Below are 21,677 nucleotides of genomic sequence, written 5' to 3'. Positions count from 1 at the left end.
ATACATCAGAAAAAAATAGGAGATCCTTAATGGTTTTTCCGCCACTCTCTTATCATGTCCTTGCTTACATCCCGGTCATAGCAGATCGGACTATACCCTCCTGGCCTACTGTAGGCACTCCTTCTCCCACAGCGGCTACCATTTCTGGTTAAGTTATATGGGCAGGGACAGTTGCCTGGATACTCCGCTATCGACGCCCTGATGATCTCCTTTTTTACCTGGGCATCCGAGAGCCGCTTCTCAGAACCTTCTGCAATTTGAACCACTGAAACCAACAGACCAATCAGCACCATTAACCTTGAGACCACCATATCCTACCCTCCTCACCCCAGAGCTACCGATTCTTCGTCCCCTTTTTCCCGGTATACGGGTTGACATTCCCTTTCGTGGACCAGTTATTGGTTTTGGTTTTGTCTCCACGTGCCCTCTGGTGCGTGGAAACATGTTTACCGCTTTTGGTGGTATAGCCTTTAACGCTTACATTGCCACTACCAGACCGACCACCGCGATGGCCGCCACCTCCTCTGTAGTGCCCTCTACCACCATGAGCGAACGTAGTCTGAGCAACAGTCATTAATACCGTCACTATCACTGCGATTATTGCTATCACTCTCATCGTTCTTCCTTATCCACGATATCAGTAACAGCTAAGGCCGATTATTGACGCCTCTGGACAATTCAGAGCAAGTTCCGACACTTTGCCTCTACGAGAGTCGTAAATTGTGACCACTCGGTAATCTATACCATTACAAATTGCCAGAATAGAACCATCAGGCAAACGTTTTGCCTTATTTACAGCCTTGCAAAGAGGATAATTTCGTTTAATTATCCTCTTTGCAACTTTCCTCGAATCCCCTTTTGGCGCAGCTCCAACCGATATTGATTCAGCATGAATACTGCTGGCATAACTAAATACAAGGCAGCTACAAAGTAGCCCCCTGATCACCCTATACTCCATTTGCTCCTACCGCCCTTTAAATATATTCTAAAACCCTATTTAAGAACTAACTATTTAAGACGAATGCCGTAATGACCACATGAGCACTTACTTCCTAAATAACATATAATGTACAACCCAATATTCTGCCGCATCTCGCATATACCTTGATCGGGCTAGAAACGGTCCTACATTTTGGGCAGGAAAGTTTGACCTCTGCCTTATGATCTTTACTCTTTACTTTTGCATCTTCGCCACGTATGGGATTTTTACCTGTTATATCGGTAACCTTATCGCCGTCAATTTCCAACTAAGACCTCCTCGTTCAAACACCATCGAGATTTCCTCTTGTAGAGGGTCCTTACTCTTTACCTTAACCACGAACCTGTCCAGCTTTTCCCATCCCATCGAAATATCAGGTTTTTCTTCATCTTTTACCCTTTGGCCTTGGGATGATATTTTGATTTGAGCAGGCTTTTGTCCTTGCATGATGGCTGAAATTGATTCAGGGGTTACCATCGCATCAACGAGAGAGTTCACCATCGATCCGGCCAGAGCAACACCTAACGCTGCAAACGGGTTATCCTTCTCTTTTGCCATCTCCTTCCCAAACTTTGCAGAGAAGCTACCCTTTAAGCTTTCTCTGAGCGCGGGGAAATTAACACGATCAGATATGGCCACAGCATCCTTAGCCTCGACTGCCTTCTTCATCTGATGAACGGCGATATAGGGAGAGGCAACGAACCATGCAAGTGCGACGACAATCAAAGAGCCTGCAATTACACAAGTTTTGCGCGACATAAGGAACCTCCTGGAGGGAAAGTAGAGGAATTGAGTGCAAGGCCCCAGCGAGATTTGCCTCAAAAGAAAGAAGCGTAAACAATATCCATGCCACACCTACAATACATGTTTAACCAGATACTTAGGCTGGCAGCTTCATTTGCCATGGGTTTACTGGAGGTGTCCATTTTGTTACACCCACAACGCTCCTCGGAGCGAGAGTCACTGTCATTGCCAACACTTACGCGCTAACTGTAACTTTTTGTTACTGTCCATTTTGTTACAGTTTTATTGCAGTGCATTAATGTGTTGTTTTCAGAAGGGATTGCTGGTGGGGTGTATGACCTTTTCCAAATAAGCGGGGTGTTTTATGGCGGCCTAACTACAACCTGCTTCTCATTATTGTACGTACCACTTCACTTACCTTTTGTATCAAATCATTTTGGTCAATTGGCTTATATAATACATCAGCCACGCATATATGTTTTGCAATATTGCCAAATGAATCTTTTTTCACTCCTATGTCGCCGGTGACGACAATTATAAGAGGGTTTTTAAAAGAAAAAGAAGTCATCTCACATACTTCGTTCACAAAGTGAATTCTTTTGGTTTTAGGCAAAAACGAATCACATAATATAAGGTCATAATGCTTAGATTTAAGCAAATCTATTGCTTCGTCATAACTGCAAGTAGCTTGTATATTTACTTCTGGGAATTCTGAACAAAGCTTTTTATGCATCGTTTCTCTGCATGTCTGATTTTCCTCTACGAGCAACAGATTGAGTCTTTCATGCATGTTATACCCTCCATTGAACACTAACATTGTCTGTCATAAGATATATTTCCTCTACCAATTTAGATTTACTACCCACCCGATGTTCAAACGATTTATCGCTTTCCATACGATCAAGGATTTTTGAAGAGGGAAGGACAAGGCATCTATCAACCAAGAACTCGAAATAATCGTCTTCGTAGAGACTAGTAATTATCAATATATATGTTTGCCCTGAACGTTGATTACCACCCATCAGCACGAGGATGCAGGTGGATACCTGAACTTTATAAGACATGCTTCCTCTGCCTCCAAAGATACAATATCAACAATGGCTGACACATTTGACTCCTAATGAAACGTATTATGGAATATTAAAAATAAAGACTACCATAAGATTTTTAGTCATATCAAAAGTCATAATATTAGTTAGTTGACCCCTCCAGCCTAATTAATTTTGCCATCACGTTTTATGACTTTATAGCTATAGTGGCCCCAAATAAGATTGCAATTACTTCTGAAAGGCAAGCTTTACCCTATCCCCCTCGCCGATCTCACTCACGATCCTACCTCACCCCACGTCATGGTGGCAAGATCTGGGCCGATAGTGAGCCTGGGATGGGAGCAACCTTTTACCTTACCCTCAGCAGTTATTTGTTGTATCACCCGTTCCCTATCCTAATCGTTATTGTTCACAATTTATGAACAAAGCAAAAAAATGAACAGGATGGAAAGGCTCTTCGGTGGGGTTTCGTTGAAGATGGTCAAGTGGGCTAAGTAAAAATTTCTGGGCAATCGGTGCTGGGCGGAGGAACGACAGAGCCGGGCGCAATTTGATTCCGAAATCAGGAATCCAACGTCTGTCCTAAAAGACATAAAGGGAAGCCCACGGTCGTATTGAGATGTGGGCTCCTCTTGGCGGGCGTGGGATAGCAGCTGACAACCCTGAAGCTTTGGTGTACCTTGCTTCTTGCGTTACCCTTAACGCTTGCCCTCGTTGAGGGCCTTCCGAACGGTGTACCAATCGACTCCTAATGACTTGGCTATTTTGTTTGTGTTCATGCCCAACTGCTGAAGATGCTTCGATTTTTCGGCGATGGCCTGATGCAAGGGCGGTTCTTTGACAGTTAGGAGCGGCACATGGAAAGGAACCTCACACGCGGTTCGAATTCTTTCCCGCCGCGTCCACCAGCCTTCGCTAAGGCCCGGTTGGGCAGGTAACCCTGCCTACCGGGCCTTTTGCATTTTAAGGTTGGCCATTCAAGCGACGCGAATTGTAAGCCGAGGGGATTGGCTTCCGTAACGGTGCCGGTCTCTTATTCGTCCTCCTTAGCTAAGGAGGACGTTCAAACTCCTCCAGCTTTCTGTTTTTTCCCGAAAGGCTTCGGCTGGCACGCCTCCTGCGCGCAGAGCCAAGTCTTGAAAAATCACTTTCCAATATACCCAAAACCTTACATTTCAAGACCTGGCCCCCGTCCCCCTGGCCCCCGTCCCCCCTTAAAGTTCCCCATATTTGCATTGATGCCCACAATCTCTGCGTGATATGCTGCGCCTCCAGTGAAAAACGAGCCTGGTTAAAAATACGGCGAAGCCTTGGTGTGCGTCCGTTTTCGGTACGACGCTATGTTGTGGCAGCGCTTGAAAACGGTGGAATTGATCGTCGAGGAAAAAGAATGGAACCCGCAAGAGCCACGATTTACGCTGGACGTCCTTGTCCATCTTCAGATTGATGTTGTTGACCTGAAAAAACGTACGATGGTGAAGGCGGCAGGGGAAAAGTGGGACTCATAGAAGCGCCTTTGGTTCGTCAGGTACTGCAACATCCTTGGGACGGACGCCGTTGTAAAAGCATATATCAGTATCGTATAAATCTGCGGACGACGGCGGAAGTCTACAGATATGCAACTTCTGCGTCTACCGGTATATGCTTGCATCTACGTGTAGATGCTTGTATCTACCAGTAGATGTATACCCTAACCGCTCAATAACATCGTTGGTGCAGAGGAAAATATGAAAGTCGGAGATTATCCAAATTTGATGATCCTGAAAGAGTTGATCGCCCCTATTGCAGTTTCTGAGGCTCGGCTGCAGGAGATTTCAGCGCACATTGTCGATTCAAAGAGTGAAGTAGTAGATCACGGTTTGTTTGTTCTAGCTGTTTCATCCGTGGAAGTTATGATCTCAGACGTACTTAATTATTTTTTAAGAAGCTTCCCACAGAAATTGCCGAGCAATGAATTTAAGTTTGATAAGGGTACCTTCTTTGAAAACTATTTTATGCTATTGAATACTGTAGTCAATTCTCATATAAATGGGCTAGCATATAAATCTTTTGAAGATTTTTTCAAAAAGGCAATGGAATACCTTTGCATTGACTGGCCTGAGTTTGCTGAAGGTTTTGGTAATAATATAAAGGAAATAAAAGCAACTCGAAACTTGTTATTGCACAATAATCTTATAGTCAATGACATATACATTGATTCTGCAGGTTCATTAAAAAGAGCTCTAAAGCGTGGCGGAAAATTGCAGATTGATAAACCGTATCTTGTAGAGTCGCTAGATGTGCTGATTAGATTTGAACGTCAATTCAACGAAAAACTCAAAGATAAATATAAAGACTATACCAAAATTAAAGCTAATAAGACCTTGTGGACGTTTCTTTTCAAGTCGCCAGTAATGCCGTTTGATGACTATTGGCATTATGACGAAGAGGCCGATCATATTTATGCATTAAAACAGGGGGAGTACGAGGCGGTCCTTTCCAACTCAGAAACGCTGCTTCTTAGCCTTTGGCGGGCTCACTTTAACGGCACTGGCGAGCACATGAGGCGCTTCAACATGATTCACTTTGACTCCCGTTATACAGAGAATATTCTATTCTTCTTGGCCATAGCTGCTCAGTTTCCATTTGAATGATTGCAAATAATGTCTGAGCCCTATGTACAGTCATAAAACTAGGTAGTTTCTGGGGGACAACAGGTTTCCCCAACTCACCGGCACACGGACAGACCCGGTCAGCCTTGAGTTCGTCGCTGAAGGATGGAAGAGGCAGACACAGTCCCTCGGAAAGGAGTAGGCATTTTATGGAAACTACGTACCTGCTTGGTGCCGGCGCTTCTATTGAAGCAGGCATCCCGGCAACCTTGCAGATGGCAAAACTGATACACGAAAGTGCTAGAAATGATAAGAGAATATGTACAGCTATTGAGACAGCAGTTGGCGGGCTGCATTTCCATCGTAGTGTCGCAGGGAAGCCATTTGGAGGTGTCGACGTTGAAAGTTTATATGCAATTCTAAAAATTTTAGGCGAAAGACACAACAACATACTAGGACCCTTCGTAGGTTCGTGGAGTCATACAGTAACTGCTGCGGATCGGCCCAAATTGGGTGACGCATCTGATTCAATTTGCAGAGCTTTAGAAGATGCAATATCCCATGCCGGAGATCGGTCTGAAGTTTTCCACGACATACGTAAAGTCCGTGAAGGGCTGGAGGAGGCACTGGTAGCAGCATCTGGAGCATCTGGCAGTGTATTCATGGAAGCTGCAGCATTTGTTTTGCGACAAGTGCTGCAGCTTACACAAGTCAAAGAGGATGATCAGGTATCATACCTATTGCCGTTTATTCTGCAAGCACAACGCAAGCCATTATGGATCGCATCTCTTAACTATGATGATGTTATAGAAACAGCTGCAAAACGTGTTGGCATTCCAGTAGACCGAGGGCTAAATAAAGACTCTCCGACCGTATCTTTTTCACAACATTCCCGTATTTGCTTAGCAAAACTGCATGGGTCAAGAGATTGGAAACTATCTCCAGATGGAGTTATACCAAACTCAATAATTTCATGGAATGAAGAGCCGTGTATGATATTTGGTTTAGGTAACAAGCTCACAGTCAAAGGTCCATATCTTGACTTATTGTTCGCCTTTAGATCACGTCTTGAAAAAACCGATGAGTTGCAGGTCTGCGGATATAGTTTCCGCGATGAACATGTTAATCATATCATTCTTAACTGGTTGATTTACGACCGAAGACGTAGGTTGGTAGTGGCTGATCCGGGACTTGATGCGAGACGGGTTCAGGAAGAACTGTTTATTAATAAAAAATCTTATTATATTCAGTACCACGACAAAATGCCGCGAAATGAACAGATTGCAGTTTGTCAGCTAAAAGCAAGCCAGTGGGTTGCAGATCAGCTTTCAAGGTGCAAGAAAGAGGAGGGAGCAGCCCTCAACATACATGGGATAGAGTGAGGTCCCAACTCGCGGCTGAACCGGCCCCTCAGGGGCCGGGGCGGTCGGCCTTGTGTTGGCGAGAAAACCGACCCCCAAAACCTTTCATTGCGAATGGGCAGAGACCCAAAGAAATCCGAAAAGACTCTCAGGAATAATACATGGAAATGTCAAAAATTTTGAATAGGCCAAGAGTATTTTTGTCACACTCGAAACTAGATGTTAATTTTATCGAAAAACTGGCCGACGATCTACGAAGATGCCAAATTGAACCATGGCTTGATTCCGATGAAATCAGGCACGGAAAACCGTGGCTTGAATCAATATTTGAAAATGGTATTCCAACATGTGATTGCGTAATGCTGTATTTTACTGACAACTCGCTAAGCTCATCTATGGTTAGAAAAGAAATGGACGCCGCCCTTATTCACAAGTTGAACGACGGTGGAGTAGCATTTTTGCCCTATGTTAGCAGCGAAAAGGTTCGTTCCCAGTTGAGGATAGATATACAAAGTTTGCAAGCACCAGTTTGGGGTGCCGAAAATTATAGGGACCTATTGCCGCGTGTTGTTGCAGAGATTTGGCGGAGTTTTATGGAACGGACTGTGAAATCCGCAGTGCAAAACGAGCAGATAAAAAGACTGCAAGCAGAATTAGAGCTCCAAAAGATACAACAGGTGCAAACAAAAGTGTTTTCAGATGGAGAATGTGCAGATTTCGCTTACATTTGGAACAGCTTTGACAAAGATACCGTGCTAGATGTCCGGACAAAAAGCAATTCAGGGGAATCAGAATCACTAGTTTCTTTCAAAATTTCTTGTCATCAAGTTATTTCTCAGCTAACTGATGTTAATGTTTCAGAATATAATTTTTCTTGGCTGGTTGACTATCTTACTAATCTTGCTAGAGCTAAGTACATTGTTGACTTTGGTTTTGAAAGTAAGGACTTCTTTGTAGAGCCCTACATGGACGACTTTAAGGACTCGCTGCTAATGTTTGGACTTGTTGAATCCCATTTCATACCACCTGCGCCTACTCAGGCTAATAATTCAAGCGCCAGGAGCCAGTGGCTGCTGCGGGATAATGGTAGAACGATTTTGCTTTACACTCCAAAGATGCATAGACTAAGGTACTGGCTTGCACACAACAATCTATTAGAAAAGACATTGGATATCACCAAAGTGTGAACCAAATTAATAGAGGCCGATAGGGCCGAGATATGAGTATGAGGGGACACAGATAACATATTCAACAGTTCCGTCATAATTCCTCTAAGGCACTAACATATGTGAGCATAAAGAATGATCCCAGCCACAGCTGGTGGAAACGGCCTGCGCGAGTCAATAGGAGCGGGGAGGAGTCTGTGAGGGCAACGTCGCTCCGCCGCTCACCCGCAGCCCGTTGACCATAGAGGATGAATTGATGAAAAGATTCTACGAGCTGCCAGATTCCGAACGGCTGGCACGGATTCATAAGAGGTGTTGGAGCATTGCAGACGCCGTCGATATTGGTCCAGTTAATACAAATATTTTTGCTGACGTTCCGAATATCCAAATGGTTATAATCTGTGAATCGCCATCTTATGCGGAGGTAGAAAGTGGATTTCCCACTGTCTGTTCAACAGGATCAAGAATATTTAACAATCTGATCAATGCCAATATTATCGATCCGAAACCTCTTAGCTTGCCAAATAATTATTGCTTCTTGACCCACTACAAGCTTTTTGCAAGTAATGGAATTTACATAACCAATTTAGTACGGTTTCAGGCGGACTTTGCGGTCAAGAGTAATGGTGCCGAGAAAAATGCAAGGGTTAAGCAAGCATGGAATATAAATAAAGGATTCTTGTTTGAAGAGCTTACGCTTATAAGGGAGAGATTTGGGGAAACCCCGGTGCTGTTAGCGTGCGGATCAGCCTTTGAATCAGAAAATATTGAAGTGATCCAGCAACTTGTAGCTATGGGTTTGCCGTGGTTCGTCACCTCGCACCCCTCCAGATGTAAAAATGCCTTCTGTGACAACTACAATCCTAAGAAGTGGTCAGACCCGAACGTGAAGAAAACTTCGCTAGCGCAAAAGATCACGAAAAGATTCACGAACTGTGGCCAACAACGCCCATAGACGCCTACCGCCCGATAAGCCGGGCGGGCCAGTCATGGCTGACCCCGTTGATCCTGGGGCAAGTGCGGTCAAAGGAAAGACAGGGGTGTGGGGGGGGTAAATTGGGGGTATAATTGGGGTATTGGTGGTGGTTTTGTTTTTGTAAAATGCTTTTATATTGGTATGTTATTGTTGATGTGTGATTCCCGCCACCTCCACCAGCCTTCGCCAAGGCTTCGGCTGGCACGCCAAACGTGCCGGCCGGAGCCTTTTGCTTTTTAGGCGAAGGCTGTCTGCCGAAGCTGCCGCCGAAGTGAAACGGAGGTGGCCGTTTAGCGAAGGCGGATTTTCATGCCCTCTAGATTTGGGTACCGCCAAGGCTTCGGCTGGCACGCCAAACGTGCCGGCCGGAGCCTTTTGTTTTTTAGGCGAAGGCTGTCCGCCGTAGCTGACCGCCGAAGTGGAACGGAGGCGGGCGCTTAGCGAAGGCGGACCTTCAAGCCCTCTGATATTTGGGATATTGCCAGGGCTTCGGCTGGCACGCCAAGTGCCGGCCGGAGCCTTGGCCTTTTTGCGAAGGGTGCCCTCCGAAAAGAACGGAAGAAGTATGGGGCAAAAGATTTTCTCTTGACGGTCGTCGAGTTGTAGTTATTCTAAGGGAAAATTAATCCCAGAGGGGAGGGCAAACCATGAATGCGACAGACCGATTCCTTATGAACCACGTGGACATGAATCCTCCGGAGCTCATAATTTGGCTTAATGACGCTGCTACTTTGCAGGAGGCGCACCCTCGAATCAGCGCTGAAAAGGACCATTGGGTTCCCGGCGCACAACAATTCCGCGAACATAAAGAGACGATCTCTCGGGAGTGGGAGAAAGCCGGTAGCCTGAATGTGACCTGGACCAAGGAACTCGAGGCGGCGACCGCCGCCGCGCTGGAAGACGTCAACATCAACGCCAATTACCTCGTACTCAGGGCGAAGCATGCGAAAGACGAGTCCTGGCTCCACAACAACGGGTATAACTGGAGGGAAAAGTCGAAGAAGTCGTATGACCGGACGGTTTCCATGGTCGCGCTATCGCTCAGGTTGAAGAATGGACCGGAGATCGGGGAGGTGACGGCGGCCTGGGGTAAGGATTCCGGGGCCGGCTCCTACCAGTTGCAGTTCTGCAAAGGAATACCGCAGGGCGAAGAGTCCTTTGTGGACCAGGGGTTTTACAAGAGGATCCGAGCCGTTGTAGGCAATCTCGAACGGGCATGCTGGTACTACTTCAGGGTCAGGAGCATCGGCAACAACATGACGAGTCCCTGGAGTGAGGCCGTTGGTATCATAGTGACGTAGGTTCTTAAAAGAAAAGCCGCCCAACGGCTCCCCCGGTCTTCCGGGGGAGCCGTTCCCGCCTAAGTCTCCCACCCATCGGTTGCCACCGATTCTTAGACTCGAAAAACTAGCTGTGCAGGTACGGGCAACGCATCCTCCCCGGAACCGATCATATCGGCTGTGGAGCGAATTGCCTTCTTTGCGGTCCGGATCATATCCGTCGAGCCAAGAACGCATTTTTCTGGCGCGCAATACCCTCCTTCAGGCAGCGGAAGCTAATCGCCAAAGCTCGAAATGGACACACCGCGCAGAGAATGCCATTGGGAAGAATGCCCGTTATGTAGCCGATGGGGCATTTACACAAAATCCTTTACACGCCCATGCCAGGGCGTGACGCGAAAGGTATCGGCCGCGCAGAGAATGCCATTCTCGGTGACGCGAAAGGTGTCCGACGAGCGGCGAATGCCATTCTCGGTGACGGGAAAGGTATTCCGCGAGTGGCGAATGCCATTCTCCGTGACGAGAAAGGTATTCGGCGAGCGGAGAATGCCCTTCTCCGTGACGGGAAAGGTATTCGGCGAGCGCGGAATGCTATTCTCGGTGACGGGAAAGGTATTCGGCGAGCGGCGAATGCCCTTCGCGGTGACGGGAAAGGTATCCGGCGAGCGGAGAATGCTATTCTCGGTGACGTGAAAGGTATCCGGCGAGCGGAGAATGCTATTCTCGGTGACGGGAAAGGTATTCGGCGAGCGGCGAATGCCCTTCGCGGTGACGTGAAAGGTATCCGGCGAGCGGAGAATGCTATTCGCGGTGACGGGAAAGGTATTCGGCGAGCGGAGAATGCTATTCGCGGTGACGGGAAAGGTATTCGGCGAGCGGCGAATGCCATTCGCCGTGACAGGAAAGGTATTCCGTGAGCGGCGAATGCTATTCGCCGTGACGAGAAAGGTATTCCGTGAGCGGCGAATGCTATTCTCGGTGACGGGGAAGGCATTCGAGGCGCAAGGCATAGGACCGGCCGCCCGAGGATAGCCATCCATCGCGCCATCCAGGACACCCCCGATAGCACCAACCACAATTTGCCCGCAAGTTGCCGACCAGTTGCTCATCCCTCTCCCCCCCATCTTTCCTTTGAAGGTGGGGGGGGGAGAGGTCTGGCGAAATCTTCTGTTGGGGCATGTCCGGCGCAAAAAAGCCGCTCATCGATCGGTGTCGATGAGCGGCTTTCAAATTTTCACCTGTTTCTTCGGGAGCTCGGCTACCTGATATTTTTTTAGGACATCGGGTCCGTCAGCTTTGTGCCCTTGGAATTTCTTCCAAGTTTACCGTTTCGGAAACAGGCTGATTTCATCTTATCGCCGTGGTAAACGGTGTCAACAATATTCCATGTTATAAATTGCTAATCCGGCATGGCCAGGGTCTGAAAATAAGCAGACCGAGCAGTTGATCCCCCTGACCAGCATGGGTAAGTGGTGGGAAAGCGCACCATCCTTGAACTGGCTCGTTCACCTGTTAAACGGTTTTGCGGCCCTTGCCGTAGATGGCGAGGCCGGCAAAACCGGCGCTCAGGAGAACCATCATTCCCGGTTCAGGTACTGGGACAGAAGCCGTATTGATAACCTCAGGAGCCGTGTTGGTAAAGTCAGCTTCGAGCCACAGACTTCCGGTGGAATATTGGCTTGAGATCCAATCCAACCCATTGAGAGAAGTGCCACCTGTCGCTTCATAGTGAAAGTTGCCGATCTGCCAGGTGCCGAAGGTTCCGGAAAGGCCGGCAAGGGAGCCCAGGGAGATGGTATCGGGCTTACTGCCGTTTTTCAGTTTAATGGTCAGGAAATCAGCAGGAAGAGAGGTAGAAAGGCTCGGATCGGTAAGGGTCACCGCCACGTTCCAGGTTGCACCGTTGGTTACGTCTTTGAGATTGTCCTGATCGACCCACGTTAGGGATGCGAGTTTAACGTTTAACCCCCCGACGACTGCATAGTTTTGATTGATCGAGTCAGTCCCAGCGGACGTGCCGGCAGTGAGGGTTGACGTGTTGTTTCCCGGCCCCGTCCAACTGGTCTGGTACGGGTTTATTTGGGTGGTGCCGTTTCCTGCGGTGAGCGTTCCCGTTGATGTTCCGGTGATAGGTGTCGCAAACGCCGCCGCAGAGGCGGAGAGCAGGCCAATGGCGGCCAATAGTGCAACAAGCTTTTTCATAACGCTCCCTCCTTTTAATTGAAGTAAACCAATTAAATGCAATTAACGTGACAATCCATAACCTATTAATATCTTACGGAAGCGGTTTTGATTGCTCCCGTTTGCGGGCCAAATCTGTTAAGTACCTCGACACATGATGTAAAAATCTCCGACAGAAGGCGGTAACGGAGATGAAATCTTGTCTAGTTTAAAGTGGTGACTTGAACTTGGTACTGGGGACAGGTGCTTGGGGACAAGTGCTTGGTCTTGAAATGTAAGGTTTTACAGCAAGTCCTATAAGAAAGAGGCTTAGAGAAACCAGATGGGGCTGGGTACTGAGATATTGATAACGGGCGGGACCAACGCAAACCTTTCGCTACGGTGGCCGTAGCAACCGGCTCCTATCGTTTCGCCAGCAACCGGGCATCCGGTAAAGCCCGATCCGGGGGTAGGGAGGTGCTGGACTTACTTTCATGCACTTGCCCGGAAGGGGATATTCCTTAGGAGGGTTTGCAAATACGTTGCTATGAATTAAAATGCACTAACCAATTTGACGTACTTTCTTATCTCTCTCGGCAGCTGATTCCTAAACTTCATTAAGAGCTATCTCATACTGATTGACGGTCACTGCTCCTGCGCTTCTGGAGTAGGAGTCCAGGTTATCGTTTTGCAAGTCAATTTAGTAGCCACCATCACGGTGAAAGGGGGTAGGGTATGAGGATAGGTGAGAGCGTTCCTGCCAGTAGGGATACCCAGTTAAAAAGAGCCAGGCTGTATCCCGATATCATCGGCCTGGCTCTGGACGATGCCAACGTCTGTCTGAACTGTGACACCATTCACAATGGCAGCTTCTGCCCCGTTTGCGCTTCTACCACCTTCATGGCGCTCTCCTCGGTGATCGGGAGGATGCCGCAGAATGGCTATTTGAAAAGAGCGGCCACCTCGGCTCAAGCTTCTGCGGCAGAGGAAACGGGAACGCCCATGAAATTGTGCATTGCCAATCGCTGAAGGGTCCAGCCAATATCGGACACGGACAAGTTGGGCACCTTCAGGGTAGGTCTTCAGGTCGCGGGGTGATTCCCCGTCCCCCCCTCGCAAGGCCCGATGGGGCAGGTAATATCTGCCCAAATCGGGCCTTTTGCGTTTCCGTCGTTGGCGCTTGACCCGGTCCCCACCGAAGGTTCCCGCACTGCGCGGCTAGATCCCTTTTTTCCCGTACCAGCCGTGGATCATCAGCGCTTGAAAAAAGCGCACCGGACAATCGATGCCGTTTTCCCGGATCAGGGCTTCGGTTTCTGTGGGAGAAAGCACCGTCAGTATTTCTCGCAGCTGCTTCGGAAGGCTATCCAGCGCTTCCCGCGTCGCCCCCATCAGGGTCTGCACTTCCTCCCAGCTTCGAAGCATTGAGGGAAATTCGTTGGAGTCGAGATCGTAACTGATTTCGATATTTACCAGCGTGCCGTCTTTTCTCAGGCGGCTGGTCATCTCTTTAAAGAAGTTGGATCTTTCCTCGCGTGGCACGAAGTGAGCGACCAGGACGCTCAAGACGGCATCGAACATGGGCTCGCCCGGAAGGTCCTGGATATAGCCGTGGATCAATTCGCACCGGTCCGCCACGCCGGCGCGTTCGATGCGCTCGCGACAGATATCGAGCATCCCCAGGGAAGGGTCCAAGGCGACAAAGGTCGATTCGGGAAAAGCTTGCGCCAGGGCGAGGACTTCGGCACCGGTCCCCGCACCCACGCATAGGATTCTGGACCGGGGCGGGAGATCCTTCAACACCAGGCCGATCAGGAAATGCAGGCAGTCCGCGATCCGGGAAAGCTTGCGGTTTTTCTCATCGTAGCCTTGGGCGGCCTCTTTGGTAAAAAAGTCCGGCGATTTATCAGCCATTCAGGTCTCCTTTGTTTCTGGGGCAGGCAAGGGCCGCTTAGCTTCGTGTTTTGGTCATCGGGAATGATAACCCTTATCCAACGGCCGGTGCCACCTATTTAATGGTGTAACGGTATTTAGCCGATGTGGTTAGGAAAATATGTCCTTTGGTCTGTCTTGACGCAACTTCAGCCGGTGCTATGGTTCAACTGGCCGATATTACGGCAAAAAGCGAGGGGTGCCCGATGAACCGGCCAATGGGGGTGCGGGGCCGGGGGCGGGTCGGAAAGTCGCATCTAGGACGGAGGCCGTCATGCGTCTCAGGGTGATCCGAACCAATGGGGAAATCGAGCTGACCGTCACGTCCAAGATAGACCCGATGATACAGGGTGGGGAGATCTTCGCGTTTTGCCGGGAGGACGGATGGGTCGTCGTTGGCAAGGATCCCATTCGCAAACAGCAGGTTCCCTTCAAGGGGATCGGACGCCGGTGGTCCGATAACGGCCCGCGGTAGCGGCACCCCGGGCGGTTTGCGGCTCGAGGAGGCAATGGCATCCCCCAAAAAGGCGGTAGAACTCGCAGGTGATCTTCTGTTGGTGCAGCATCAGAAAGGCAAATCCCCCCCCGGCCCCCCTTTGCCAAAGGGGGGGCAAGGTCTGAATCCCTTCGGAATCATTCCCGAAACAGCTGCAGTGCTGGTTCTGGGTGTGGCCATCCTGGCATCAGAAAGGCAAATCCCCCCCGGCCCCCCTTTGCCAAAGGGGGGGGCAAGGTCGAATCCCTTCGGAATCATTCCCGAAACAGATGCAGTGCTGGTTTCGATCGGAATAGGACTGTGCTGGTTCTGGGGGCGGCATCAGAAAGGCAAATCCCTCCAGCCCTCCCTTTGCCAAAGGGGGACTGGGGCTTCATGCAAAAAAAAACCGCCCTTCGATCGGTGTCGAAGGGCGGTTTTCCAATTTGCACCTGTTTCTTCGGTAGCTCGGCTACCTGATATTTTTTCAGGATATCGGGTCCGTCAGCTTTGTGCCCTTGGAATTTCTTCCAAGTTTACCGTTTCGGAAACAGGCTGACTCCAGATTACCGCTCCGGGAAACTGTGTCAACAAAAGACAACATTATAATTTGCCAACCTCTTCTGTGTCTCGTCGCTGCGACGGGATTATTTTCCTCCCCCTCATGGTCCCCAGGCAGATCCCGGCATCATCCTCCAGCCAGTAAGCCCACGGCTATGACAGTCCGATCGGCAAATTCGTGAAATACCGCGGTTCGGGATGGTGGAAACTGCGGTACGCGGTTTGGTTGTAGAGTATACGGCTGGATGATGTATGTATACGATATTATTGTGTATACCTATTTGACACTGAGCGGGATGAGCGCTAATCGTTAGCTTGACTTCACTAAGTCAGAGCCTCAGGAAGCGGCGGTTTGGTAACGATACCCGGTGCCGGGAGTCGTCATCTCATGCAGAGAAGGGAGAGTCGTCATGACAAAGTTTACGGAGATCGTTCTTAAACTGATGTGGCTTCTGGGGGTATGTGTGACCGCGGTGCTGGCCTTGCCTTTGCTGGTGACGGCCTTCCCTTTCCTGCTCGCCGGAGAGAAGAGGGGGGCTCACGCGTTCTCGGCTTCGATGCCGCACCACGCCTACCTGGTCCCGGTCGGTTTCTGCGCCTTTTTTGCCATGATCTTCGGGGCGCTCTACACGGCCTCTCCGGTCTTTGCCAACGTCGTGAACGGTCTTGGCGTCGCCATCGGAGCGCTGCCTGCGGCCTGGTTCTAGAAATTAGGTAGAACTCCTTTTGTTAAATGCGGTGGACGCGGGCCGGCGGGATCGACGTTTGCCGGGCTGGATGCACTCTCCGGTGTAGTTTTATCGGTTGACATTTTTTGTAACAGTGGTTTAAAAGGTGTATGTCTCGCACGCAGCAACTACGAGCTGCTCGTGCTTCGACCTGCGAGGAAGTTCCGGCAAGGACACCCGTCGATGAAGCTTTTCATCAGGTGCTGTTGCTATGGATAAATCCACCTCCTCTTCCGCTTGCCATTGATTCGATGAAAAGGTTTGTCGGCCGGATTGCCAGGCATGCCCCCTTGGGGTTGCCCTGCGATCCGGCCTTGCTGTTTGTGGCCTTGTTTGATGAGTTGCCTCTAGGCAGTGGGATACCGCCACGTTGACCAATAAGGAGAGTCGTCATGTCAAAGCTCGTCGAGGTCATTGTTTCCCTGATCTGGATCCTTGGGGTATGCGCGATTGCCGTGTTCGCACTCCCTTTGCTCGTAGCAGCCCTGCCGTTTCTGGCAGCTACCGAGAAGAGGGAAGGGGACCTGGTCCGGAGAGGTACGTCGCCCGTCCCGTACCTGGCGCCGGCCGGGGTCTGCGCCGGAATTGTCCTTGGTTTCGGGGTGCTCTACACGGCGTCACCGGGATTTGCCGCCTTGGTGACCGGTGCCGGAATCGCGATCGGGGCTTTGCCGGCCGAGTGGTTCTAGACCGGCGCCGGCATCCAGGTTCAATGCCGGGGGGAGGGACGTCAGGACGTGTAGTGGCAGGGCTGCATTAAACGAAGAGGGGGCCGCTGAAGAAGCCGGCCCCCTTTTTCGTCGGGTGAGTAATCCGAGCGCGGGCCCTGTAGTCAAGAAGGGAAGGGGCACCGGGGGCTCAAGGGGTATATCTTGTTGAAAAGGAATACTTCATGTATAGTGGCCCGGCATGTTGACTTCAATGAGTGTCGATTGCACGGTCTGGTGCCACTCTGCCGGTCAAACCGGCGAGCGGAAGAGCCTGTCCGGTACGACAATTTCTCGAGCCGGAAGTTGAGGTCCTGGCAATCGATAGATCCGTTGGCAAGAAAAGATGCAGATGCCGCATCTTCCCGGCGCATTGGCGCTGAGTGAGACGGGGTGGCTGGAGATGTACATGACGTCCAAAGCGCTTTTGAAGCAGAGCAACGAGTTCCTTTGTCGCAGGGATGATTACGACAACTTCATTTTCGGCCTGATCTGCTCCCTCATTGTCTGCATGGCTGATATCACCACGCCTCCTCAATACCAGTTTCACTTGCTGTATCTCTTTCCGATCGGGCTTACCTCCTGGTACGCCGGCAAGAAGCACGGGCTGGTAATCGCCGTCCTATCCAGCATCTACTTTGGGATCAACCAGTCGAACCTGTGTGACGAGTCCTTCGCCTCGATTTGGAATACGGTTTCGACTTCCGTTCTCTTTGTCGTTGCCAGTCTCCTGGTATCCAAAGTCCGCAAAACGTGGCAACGCACGGGTAGTCCGCCCGGCTAATTGAAAATCTGACCAGGAGTCCCCTTGACCCCCAGTATCGATGAACTGATCCGCAGGATTCACGAGCTCGAAGAGGAACTGGAGGTCGAATACCGGCAAAAGCGGGAACAATTCGATTTCATCATCAAGGAGAAGCGGATTCGCTTCGCCGAGGAGGTGGCGCGCCAGCAGCGCCGCTTGAAGACCGGGCTGCTCCGGTACCTCCTCGATGCCCGCCTGCTGAACATACTCACCGCTCCCATTATCTACCTCGGGTTTCTTCCGTTCGTCCTGCTGGACTTTTTTTTCACCACCTACCAGTGGATCTGCTTTCCCATCTACCAAATCTCCAAGGTCAAGCGCTCCGACTACCTGATCTTTGACCGGGCCGACCTTCCCTACCTCAACGTGATCGAGAAGTTCAACTGCTTCTACTGCTCCTACGGCAACGGCCTTGCCGGGTACTTTCGCGAGATCGCCGCCCGCACCGAACAGTACTGGTGCCCGATCAAGCATGCCCGGCGCATTCGCGCCGCCCATGGCCGCTACCCCCGCTTCTTCGAGTTCGGCGATGCCGAAAGCTACGTGAAGGGGCTGGAGCGGTTACGGGACGAGCTGAGTAAGAACGGGGGGAAGTAGGGGCGTGAGGGGGGCGGCAAGAGGCAGGTGAGACGAGGGGAGGCCGTCGCTTAATCCAGCTCCGGCGGTCGGGGAAACAAGAGGGTGAACGTCGTTCCGGCCCCGACGCGGCTCGCGACCTCCACCGAGCCGCCGTGCAGTTCCATGATCGCCTTGACGATCGACAGACCCAGCCCCGATCCCTCACGATAGTTGGCCCGGGAGTGGTCCCCCCGGTAGAAGCGGTCGAAGATGCGGGTGAGATCGGTCTCGCTGATGCCGAACCCCGTATCGCGGACCGTCACCCGGTTCATCTCCCCATCCCCCGCCTCGATCGCAACCTCGATGCGCACCCCTGGCGGCGAGTAGTAGAGGGCATTGGCCAAGAGGTTGCTGATCGCCCGGCGAAAAAGCATCGGGTCGCCATACAGGAAAAGATCCCCACGGCAGCCAAGCTGCGCCTCCTTGCCCTGCGCCTGCACGGCGAACTGTCCGAAAAGGCTCTTTACCTCGCTCAAGGGATCAAAACGGACCCGGCTGATGCTCATCGCCGGGTTTTCCGCGTGCCCCAGGAAGAGGAGGTTGTCTACCAGCCGGGTCAGCCGGGCGCATTCCTCCATCCCCGATTCCAGCACCCTCTGGTATTCCTCCGGGGTCCGCGCCTGCATCAGGGCGACTTCCGCTTCACCCATCAGATTGTTGAGCGGCGTCCGGATCTCGTGGGCCATGTTGGCGGCGACGTGGGTCAGCCGGATCAGCGAATCTTCCAGTCGATCCAGCATCGCATTCAGTGCCTCTCCCAAACGCCGCACTTCCAGCGGCCAGACTTCGCAATCCACCCGTTCCGAGATCCGGACCCCCGAAATCCGTCCCGAGAAATCGACCAGCCGGTCCAGCGGCCGCAGGGTCCGGTCGAGCGCCACCAGGAGGACCGCGGTCAGGAGCCAGACCGAGACGATGATCAGCAGCGCGATCTTGCGGGAGTTGACCGCGTCCGCCGTCACCTCCGGGGTCACGTCCAGCGCGATCTGCATGGTCACCGCCCGCTTGGCGGAACTGCTGGCATCCGATTTGAGGAGAAAATACCTGCCGTTGGGCGATTGGTAGATCTCTTCGGAGCTGCCGGTGCGGTTTCGGGCCGCCTCGAACCGCGCAATCGGCACCAGTTCCTTCATCCCCGGCGTCTCGATGAGGACGCTGCCCCGGCCATCGATAAGGCGCAGGTAATAGCTGGGGAGGCTGATGTTTTCCCCCTCCCATTTGATGTCCTCTCCGATGATCCGGAGAAAGTCCTGCTTTCGCTCCACGATGGCGCGCAACATGCGGAGCCGGTCGTGGGCGAACTCGTTTTGTTGCCGGGAGAGACTGGCGTGGAGGGTGCTGTGCACCGCCTGGAAAAGTCCGAAGGAAAAAAGGGTGGAGGCAAGGAGGATCAGGACCGAAAGCCGGACCTTGATCGAGCTGTTCCTGAAGGAACGAACCATGCGGGAGGAATAAGCGTTCATTGAACCAGTGCCGGTACCGAAGGAAACGAAGACGGTAGGGGATGCCGTTGTCTGTCAGAGGACTCGGGCGAATATAGACGTTCTCGACAACTTTCGCAACGAGTATCGGCTTGAAAATCGTCCCAAGGTTCGGCACCGACCTCGCCTCACTCTTTGCGTCCCAACGAAAGCTCTGTCATAGCAGCCATTACACCGCTCGGTGCAGTGCCCGATACCATGCGACTGTCATAGCGTATCCCCTCGAATCAGTTTTGTAACGTCCGGCTTACGGCACAGAAAGGAAAAGGTGATAAACTCGCTAGGTAGGCCATTTCTGTGACATCCCCAAGCACGCATGACTGTGGCGCACACTGTTTGACGCATAGGTATCCGCACATCTTGTCAGTAAGGACATGGGATCTACATGCCACACACCGTGGGACTACTCATAGACGCCCTGCTCGCGCTCGACCGGTCCCGGGTGCGCCGGATCCTTTTGGAAGCCGGATCTCCGGACGGCCTCGAGGCTGCTTTCGAGGAGCTGATGACGACCGCCCTGGAAGAGATCGGCGCCGAGTGGGAAAAAGGACGGGTGGCCCTGTCCCAGATCTACATGGCCGGCAGGATCTGCGAGGAAGCGATCGATGAGCTGCTCCCCCCCCGGGAGGGCGGGCGGCACGGGGCGCCGCGGCTGGCCATCGCCACCTTCGACGACTACCACATGCTCGGCAAGCGGCTGGTCTACTCCATGCTCCGGGCGGCCGGCTACCAGGTTTTCGACTACGGGAGGGCCGAGCTGGAGAGCCTGCTCTTCAGGGTCCGAGAGGACCGCGTCGACATCTTGCTCCTCTCGGTACTCATGCTTCCCGCCGCTCTCCACATCGCGGATCTTAGGCGCCGGATCGACCAGGCGGGACTGAAGCTCAAGGTGATCGTGGGGGGCGCGCCCTTCCGGTTCGACGCCACGCTCTGGCGCGAGGTCGGAGCCGATGCCATGGGACGCACCGCCTCCGACGCCATAACGCTCGTGCGTCGGTTCTCGGGAGGCATTGCATGATGACTTCCCTGCAGCGGATCGCCGCCGCACTCGCCTGCCGCGAGCCGGACCGGGTGCCGTTCTTTCTGCTCCCCATCCTGCACGGGGCGCGGGAACTCGGACTCACCATCCGGGAATACTTTTCCCGGCCGCGTCATGTCGTCGAAGGACAGCTTCGCCTGCGCCGAAAGTACGGTCACGACTGCCTCACCGCCTTCACCTACGCGGCGCTCGAGGTCGAGGCCTGGGGGGGCGAGGTGATCTTCCGGGATGACGGCCCCCCCAACGCCGGCGCCCCGATCATCCGGAGCGCTGACGCGATCGGGCAACTGGTTCCCCCCGAGGTGGGCCGAACCGACTGCCTGCTGCAGGGACTGGAGACGCTGCGCATGCTGAAGGAGGCGGCCGGGGACGAGGTCCCGGTCATCGGCTCGGTCATCGCTCCCTTCTCCCTGCCGGTCATGCAGCTGGGGTTCGAAGCGTACCTCGATCTCATCTACGACCGTCCCGACGCATTCGCACGGCTCATGGCGCTCAACGAGGAATTCTGCGTTGCCTGGGCCAATGCCCAGCTCGCCGCAGGGGCGAGCTCCATCACCTACGTCGATCCGGTCGGTTCGCCCACCATCGTGCCCCGGGAGCTCTACCTCAGGACCGGGTTGCCGATCGCGCAGCGGACCCTGGCACGGATCCGGGGGACGACCGCCATCTCCTTTGCCTCGGGGCGCTGCCTGGGGATCATCGACGATGTTGCCACCACGGGGGCCGCGGCGGTAAGCGTCAGCACGGACGAGGAGCTGGGCGCGGTGAAAAGGGCGTGTCGGGGACGCCTGGCGGTGGTCGGGAATCTGAACGGGATCGCGATGCGGTCCTGGTCCGAAGCCGATGCCGGCCGGGCGGTGAAGCGGGCCATCGCCAGCGCCGGTCCCGGCGGGGGCTTCATCCTCTCCGACAACCACGGAGAGATACCGTGGCAGGTGCCGGAGTCGGTGCTGCTCTCCATTTCTCACGCGGTGCATACCTGGGGAAACTATCCCCTTACCTGGACGCAAACCGATGAGTGACCG

21 protein-coding genes and 2 riboswitches are annotated in these 21,677 nt (G+C 52.3%); of the genes, 14 read left to right on the top strand and 7 right to left on the bottom strand.

The window, feature by feature from the left end; genetic code table 11:
* Positions 1 to 26: 26 nt before the first annotated feature.
* From JFN93_RS05545 to JFN93_RS05535, 3 genes are all read right to left on the bottom strand, one after another.
* Positions 27 to 311, bottom strand: a complete 285-nt coding sequence (locus JFN93_RS05545; protein ID WP_199383010.1) for a hypothetical protein — start codon at positions 309 to 311, stop codon at positions 27 to 29.
* 902 nt (positions 312 to 1,213) lie between these two features.
* The gene (locus JFN93_RS05540) at positions 1,214 to 1,738 is read right to left on the bottom strand and encodes a DUF2939 domain-containing protein (protein WP_199383009.1); all 525 of its coding nucleotides are present in this window, start codon (positions 1,736 to 1,738) and stop codon (positions 1,214 to 1,216) included.
* 361 nt (positions 1,739 to 2,099) lie between these two features.
* Positions 2,100 to 2,513: a response regulator gene (locus tag JFN93_RS05535; RefSeq protein WP_199383008.1), complete on the bottom strand. Its 414-nt coding sequence runs from the start codon at positions 2,511 to 2,513 to the stop codon at positions 2,100 to 2,102.
* A gap of 1,614 nt (positions 2,514 to 4,127) precedes the next feature.
* Here JFN93_RS05535 and JFN93_RS05530 point away from each other — a divergent pair.
* The 6 genes from JFN93_RS05530 to JFN93_RS05505 all read left to right on the top strand — a co-directional run bounded on the left by JFN93_RS05530 (position 4,128) and on the right by JFN93_RS05505 (position 10,167).
* A complete protein-coding gene (locus JFN93_RS05530; RefSeq protein WP_199383007.1) occupies positions 4,128 to 4,280 on the top strand; it encodes a hypothetical protein in 153 nt (50 codons plus the stop codon).
* 219 nt (positions 4,281 to 4,499) lie between these two features.
* Entirely contained in the window at positions 4,500 to 5,405 is a 906-nt protein-coding gene (locus JFN93_RS05525) for a hypothetical protein (RefSeq protein ID WP_199383006.1), read from the top strand.
* A gap of 167 nt (positions 5,406 to 5,572) precedes the next feature.
* Entirely contained in the window at positions 5,573 to 6,745 is a 1,173-nt protein-coding gene (locus JFN93_RS05520; protein WP_199383005.1) for an SIR2 family protein, read from the top strand.
* Between the two features lie 140 nt (positions 6,746 to 6,885).
* Entirely contained in the window at positions 6,886 to 7,911 is a 1,026-nt protein-coding gene (locus JFN93_RS05515; RefSeq protein WP_199383004.1) for a toll/interleukin-1 receptor domain-containing protein, read from the top strand.
* A 235-nt stretch (positions 7,912 to 8,146) separates the two neighbouring features.
* Positions 8,147 to 8,845 (top strand): uracil-DNA glycosylase family protein, encoded by a 699-nt coding sequence (locus JFN93_RS05510; RefSeq protein ID WP_199383003.1) that lies wholly within the window; start codon positions 8,147 to 8,149, stop codon positions 8,843 to 8,845.
* Between the two features lie 668 nt (positions 8,846 to 9,513).
* Positions 9,514 to 10,167 (top strand): fibronectin type III domain-containing protein, encoded by a 654-nt coding sequence (locus JFN93_RS05505; protein WP_199383002.1) that lies wholly within the window; start codon positions 9,514 to 9,516, stop codon positions 10,165 to 10,167.
* A 335-nt stretch (positions 10,168 to 10,502) separates the two neighbouring features.
* Here the strand turns inward: JFN93_RS05505 and JFN93_RS05500 are convergent, their stop codons facing one another.
* Together JFN93_RS05500 and JFN93_RS05495 are read right to left on the bottom strand one after the other, a co-directional pair.
* Positions 10,503 to 11,255 (bottom strand): hypothetical protein, encoded by a 753-nt coding sequence (locus JFN93_RS05500; protein WP_199383001.1) that lies wholly within the window; start codon positions 11,253 to 11,255, stop codon positions 10,503 to 10,505.
* A gap of 136 nt (positions 11,256 to 11,391) precedes the next feature.
* Positions 11,392 to 11,483: riboswitch (cyclic di-GMP riboswitch) on the bottom strand.
* Between the two features lie 175 nt (positions 11,484 to 11,658).
* A complete protein-coding gene (locus JFN93_RS05495) occupies positions 11,659 to 12,348 on the bottom strand; it encodes a PEP-CTERM sorting domain-containing protein (RefSeq protein ID WP_199383000.1) in 690 nt (229 codons plus the stop codon).
* A gap of 693 nt (positions 12,349 to 13,041) precedes the next feature.
* On the opposite strand from JFN93_RS05495, the gene JFN93_RS05490 reads away from it, so the two are divergent.
* On the top strand, positions 13,042 to 13,335 hold the full coding sequence (locus JFN93_RS05490; RefSeq protein ID WP_199382999.1) for a hypothetical protein: 294 nt from the start codon (positions 13,042 to 13,044) through the stop codon (positions 13,333 to 13,335).
* A 189-nt stretch (positions 13,336 to 13,524) separates the two neighbouring features.
* Here the strand turns inward: JFN93_RS05490 and JFN93_RS05485 are convergent, their stop codons facing one another.
* The gene (locus JFN93_RS05485; protein ID WP_199382998.1) at positions 13,525 to 14,220 is read right to left on the bottom strand and encodes an SAM-dependent methyltransferase; all 696 of its coding nucleotides are present in this window, start codon (positions 14,218 to 14,220) and stop codon (positions 13,525 to 13,527) included.
* A 292-nt stretch (positions 14,221 to 14,512) separates the two neighbouring features.
* Between JFN93_RS05485 and JFN93_RS05480 the strand changes: the two genes are divergently transcribed.
* From JFN93_RS05480 to JFN93_RS05460, 5 genes are all read left to right on the top strand, one after another.
* The gene (locus JFN93_RS05480; RefSeq protein ID WP_199382997.1) at positions 14,513 to 14,713 is read left to right on the top strand and encodes a GSU3473 family protein; all 201 of its coding nucleotides are present in this window, start codon (positions 14,513 to 14,515) and stop codon (positions 14,711 to 14,713) included.
* A gap of 459 nt (positions 14,714 to 15,172) precedes the next feature.
* Positions 15,173 to 15,264: riboswitch (cyclic di-GMP riboswitch) on the bottom strand.
* Between the two features lie 420 nt (positions 15,265 to 15,684).
* Entirely contained in the window at positions 15,685 to 15,981 is a 297-nt protein-coding gene (locus JFN93_RS05475; RefSeq protein ID WP_199382996.1) for a hypothetical protein, read from the top strand.
* A 413-nt stretch (positions 15,982 to 16,394) separates the two neighbouring features.
* Positions 16,395 to 16,691, top strand: coding sequence for a hypothetical protein (locus JFN93_RS05470; protein ID WP_199382995.1), 297 nt, complete (start codon positions 16,395 to 16,397; stop codon positions 16,689 to 16,691).
* Between the two features lie 427 nt (positions 16,692 to 17,118).
* The gene (locus tag JFN93_RS05465) at positions 17,119 to 17,493 is read left to right on the top strand and encodes a hypothetical protein (protein WP_199382994.1); all 375 of its coding nucleotides are present in this window, start codon (positions 17,119 to 17,121) and stop codon (positions 17,491 to 17,493) included.
* A gap of 24 nt (positions 17,494 to 17,517) precedes the next feature.
* Positions 17,518 to 18,111, top strand: a complete 594-nt coding sequence (locus JFN93_RS05460) for a hypothetical protein (RefSeq protein ID WP_199382993.1) — start codon at positions 17,518 to 17,520, stop codon at positions 18,109 to 18,111.
* Positions 18,112 to 18,161: 50 nt separating this feature from the next.
* Here JFN93_RS05460 and JFN93_RS05455 read toward each other — a convergent pair whose 3' ends face one another.
* Complete coding sequence (locus JFN93_RS05455) at positions 18,162 to 19,595, bottom strand: heavy metal sensor histidine kinase (RefSeq protein ID WP_199382992.1); 1,434 nt, start codon at positions 19,593 to 19,595, stop codon at positions 18,162 to 18,164.
* Between the two features lie 403 nt (positions 19,596 to 19,998).
* Between JFN93_RS05455 and JFN93_RS05450 the strand changes: the two genes are divergently transcribed.
* Together JFN93_RS05450 and JFN93_RS05445 are read left to right on the top strand one after the other, a co-directional pair.
* Positions 19,999 to 20,631 carry a cobalamin B12-binding domain-containing protein gene (locus JFN93_RS05450; RefSeq protein ID WP_199382991.1) on the top strand — a complete coding sequence of 211 codons (633 nt, stop codon included), beginning with the start codon at positions 19,999 to 20,001 and terminating at the stop codon, positions 20,629 to 20,631.
* On the top strand, positions 20,628 to 21,674 hold the full coding sequence (locus JFN93_RS05445) for a uroporphyrinogen decarboxylase family protein (protein WP_199382990.1): 1,047 nt from the start codon (positions 20,628 to 20,630) through the stop codon (positions 21,672 to 21,674). The genes JFN93_RS05450 and JFN93_RS05445 overlap by 4 nt, the downstream gene beginning before the upstream one ends.
* The last annotated feature ends 3 nt before the right edge of the window (positions 21,675 to 21,677 follow it).

The sequence above is a fragment of the Geomesophilobacter sediminis genome, assembly GCF_016458275.1.
GTDB lineage: Bacteria > Desulfobacterota > Desulfuromonadia > Geobacterales > Geobacteraceae > Geomesophilobacter > Geomesophilobacter sediminis.
Note: the sequence above shows the minus strand (reverse complement) of the source record. Positions and strands in the feature narration are given on the sequence as shown.

What these genes read in the sequence shown, in the direction of transcription:
- JFN93_RS05475 (WP_199382996.1), top strand. Translation starts at nt 15,685, where the DNA reads ATGACAAAGTTTACGGAGATCGTTCTTAAACTGATGTGGCTTCTGGGG.
- JFN93_RS05470 (WP_199382995.1), top strand. Translation starts at nt 16,395, where the DNA reads ATGTCAAAGCTCGTCGAGGTCATTGTTTCCCTGATCTGGATCCTTGGG.
- JFN93_RS05520 (WP_199383005.1), top strand. Translation starts at nt 5,573, where the DNA reads ATGGAAACTACGTACCTGCTTGGTGCCGGCGCTTCTATTGAAGCAGGC.
- JFN93_RS05485 (WP_199382998.1), bottom strand. Translation starts at nt 14,220, where the DNA reads ATGGCTGATAAATCGCCGGACTTTTTTACCAAAGAGGCCGCCCAAGGC.
- JFN93_RS05515 (WP_199383004.1), top strand. Translation starts at nt 6,886, where the DNA reads ATGGAAATGTCAAAAATTTTGAATAGGCCAAGAGTATTTTTGTCACAC.
- JFN93_RS05525 (WP_199383006.1), top strand. Translation starts at nt 4,500, where the DNA reads ATGAAAGTCGGAGATTATCCAAATTTGATGATCCTGAAAGAGTTGATC.
- JFN93_RS05450 (WP_199382991.1), top strand. Translation starts at nt 19,999, where the DNA reads ATGCCACACACCGTGGGACTACTCATAGACGCCCTGCTCGCGCTCGAC.
- JFN93_RS05505 (WP_199383002.1), top strand. Translation starts at nt 9,514, where the DNA reads ATGAATGCGACAGACCGATTCCTTATGAACCACGTGGACATGAATCCT.
- JFN93_RS05480 (WP_199382997.1), top strand. Translation starts at nt 14,513, where the DNA reads ATGCGTCTCAGGGTGATCCGAACCAATGGGGAAATCGAGCTGACCGTC.
- JFN93_RS05490 (WP_199382999.1), top strand. Translation starts at nt 13,042, where the DNA reads ATGAGGATAGGTGAGAGCGTTCCTGCCAGTAGGGATACCCAGTTAAAA.
- JFN93_RS05455 (WP_199382992.1), bottom strand. Translation starts at nt 19,595, where the DNA reads ATGAACGCTTATTCCTCCCGCATGGTTCGTTCCTTCAGGAACAGCTCG.
- JFN93_RS05465 (WP_199382994.1), top strand. Translation starts at nt 17,119, where the DNA reads ATGACGTCCAAAGCGCTTTTGAAGCAGAGCAACGAGTTCCTTTGTCGC.
- JFN93_RS05445 (WP_199382990.1), top strand. Translation starts at nt 20,628, where the DNA reads ATGATGACTTCCCTGCAGCGGATCGCCGCCGCACTCGCCTGCCGCGAG.
- JFN93_RS05540 (WP_199383009.1), bottom strand. Translation starts at nt 1,738, where the DNA reads ATGTCGCGCAAAACTTGTGTAATTGCAGGCTCTTTGATTGTCGTCGCA.
- JFN93_RS05510 (WP_199383003.1), top strand. Translation starts at nt 8,147, where the DNA reads ATGAAAAGATTCTACGAGCTGCCAGATTCCGAACGGCTGGCACGGATT.
- JFN93_RS05535 (WP_199383008.1), bottom strand. Translation starts at nt 2,513, where the DNA reads ATGCATGAAAGACTCAATCTGTTGCTCGTAGAGGAAAATCAGACATGC.
- JFN93_RS05495 (WP_199383000.1), bottom strand. Translation starts at nt 12,348, where the DNA reads ATGAAAAAGCTTGTTGCACTATTGGCCGCCATTGGCCTGCTCTCCGCC.
- JFN93_RS05545 (WP_199383010.1), bottom strand. Translation starts at nt 311, where the DNA reads ATGGTGGTCTCAAGGTTAATGGTGCTGATTGGTCTGTTGGTTTCAGTG.
- JFN93_RS05500 (WP_199383001.1), bottom strand. Translation starts at nt 11,255, where the DNA reads ATGAGCAACTGGTCGGCAACTTGCGGGCAAATTGTGGTTGGTGCTATC.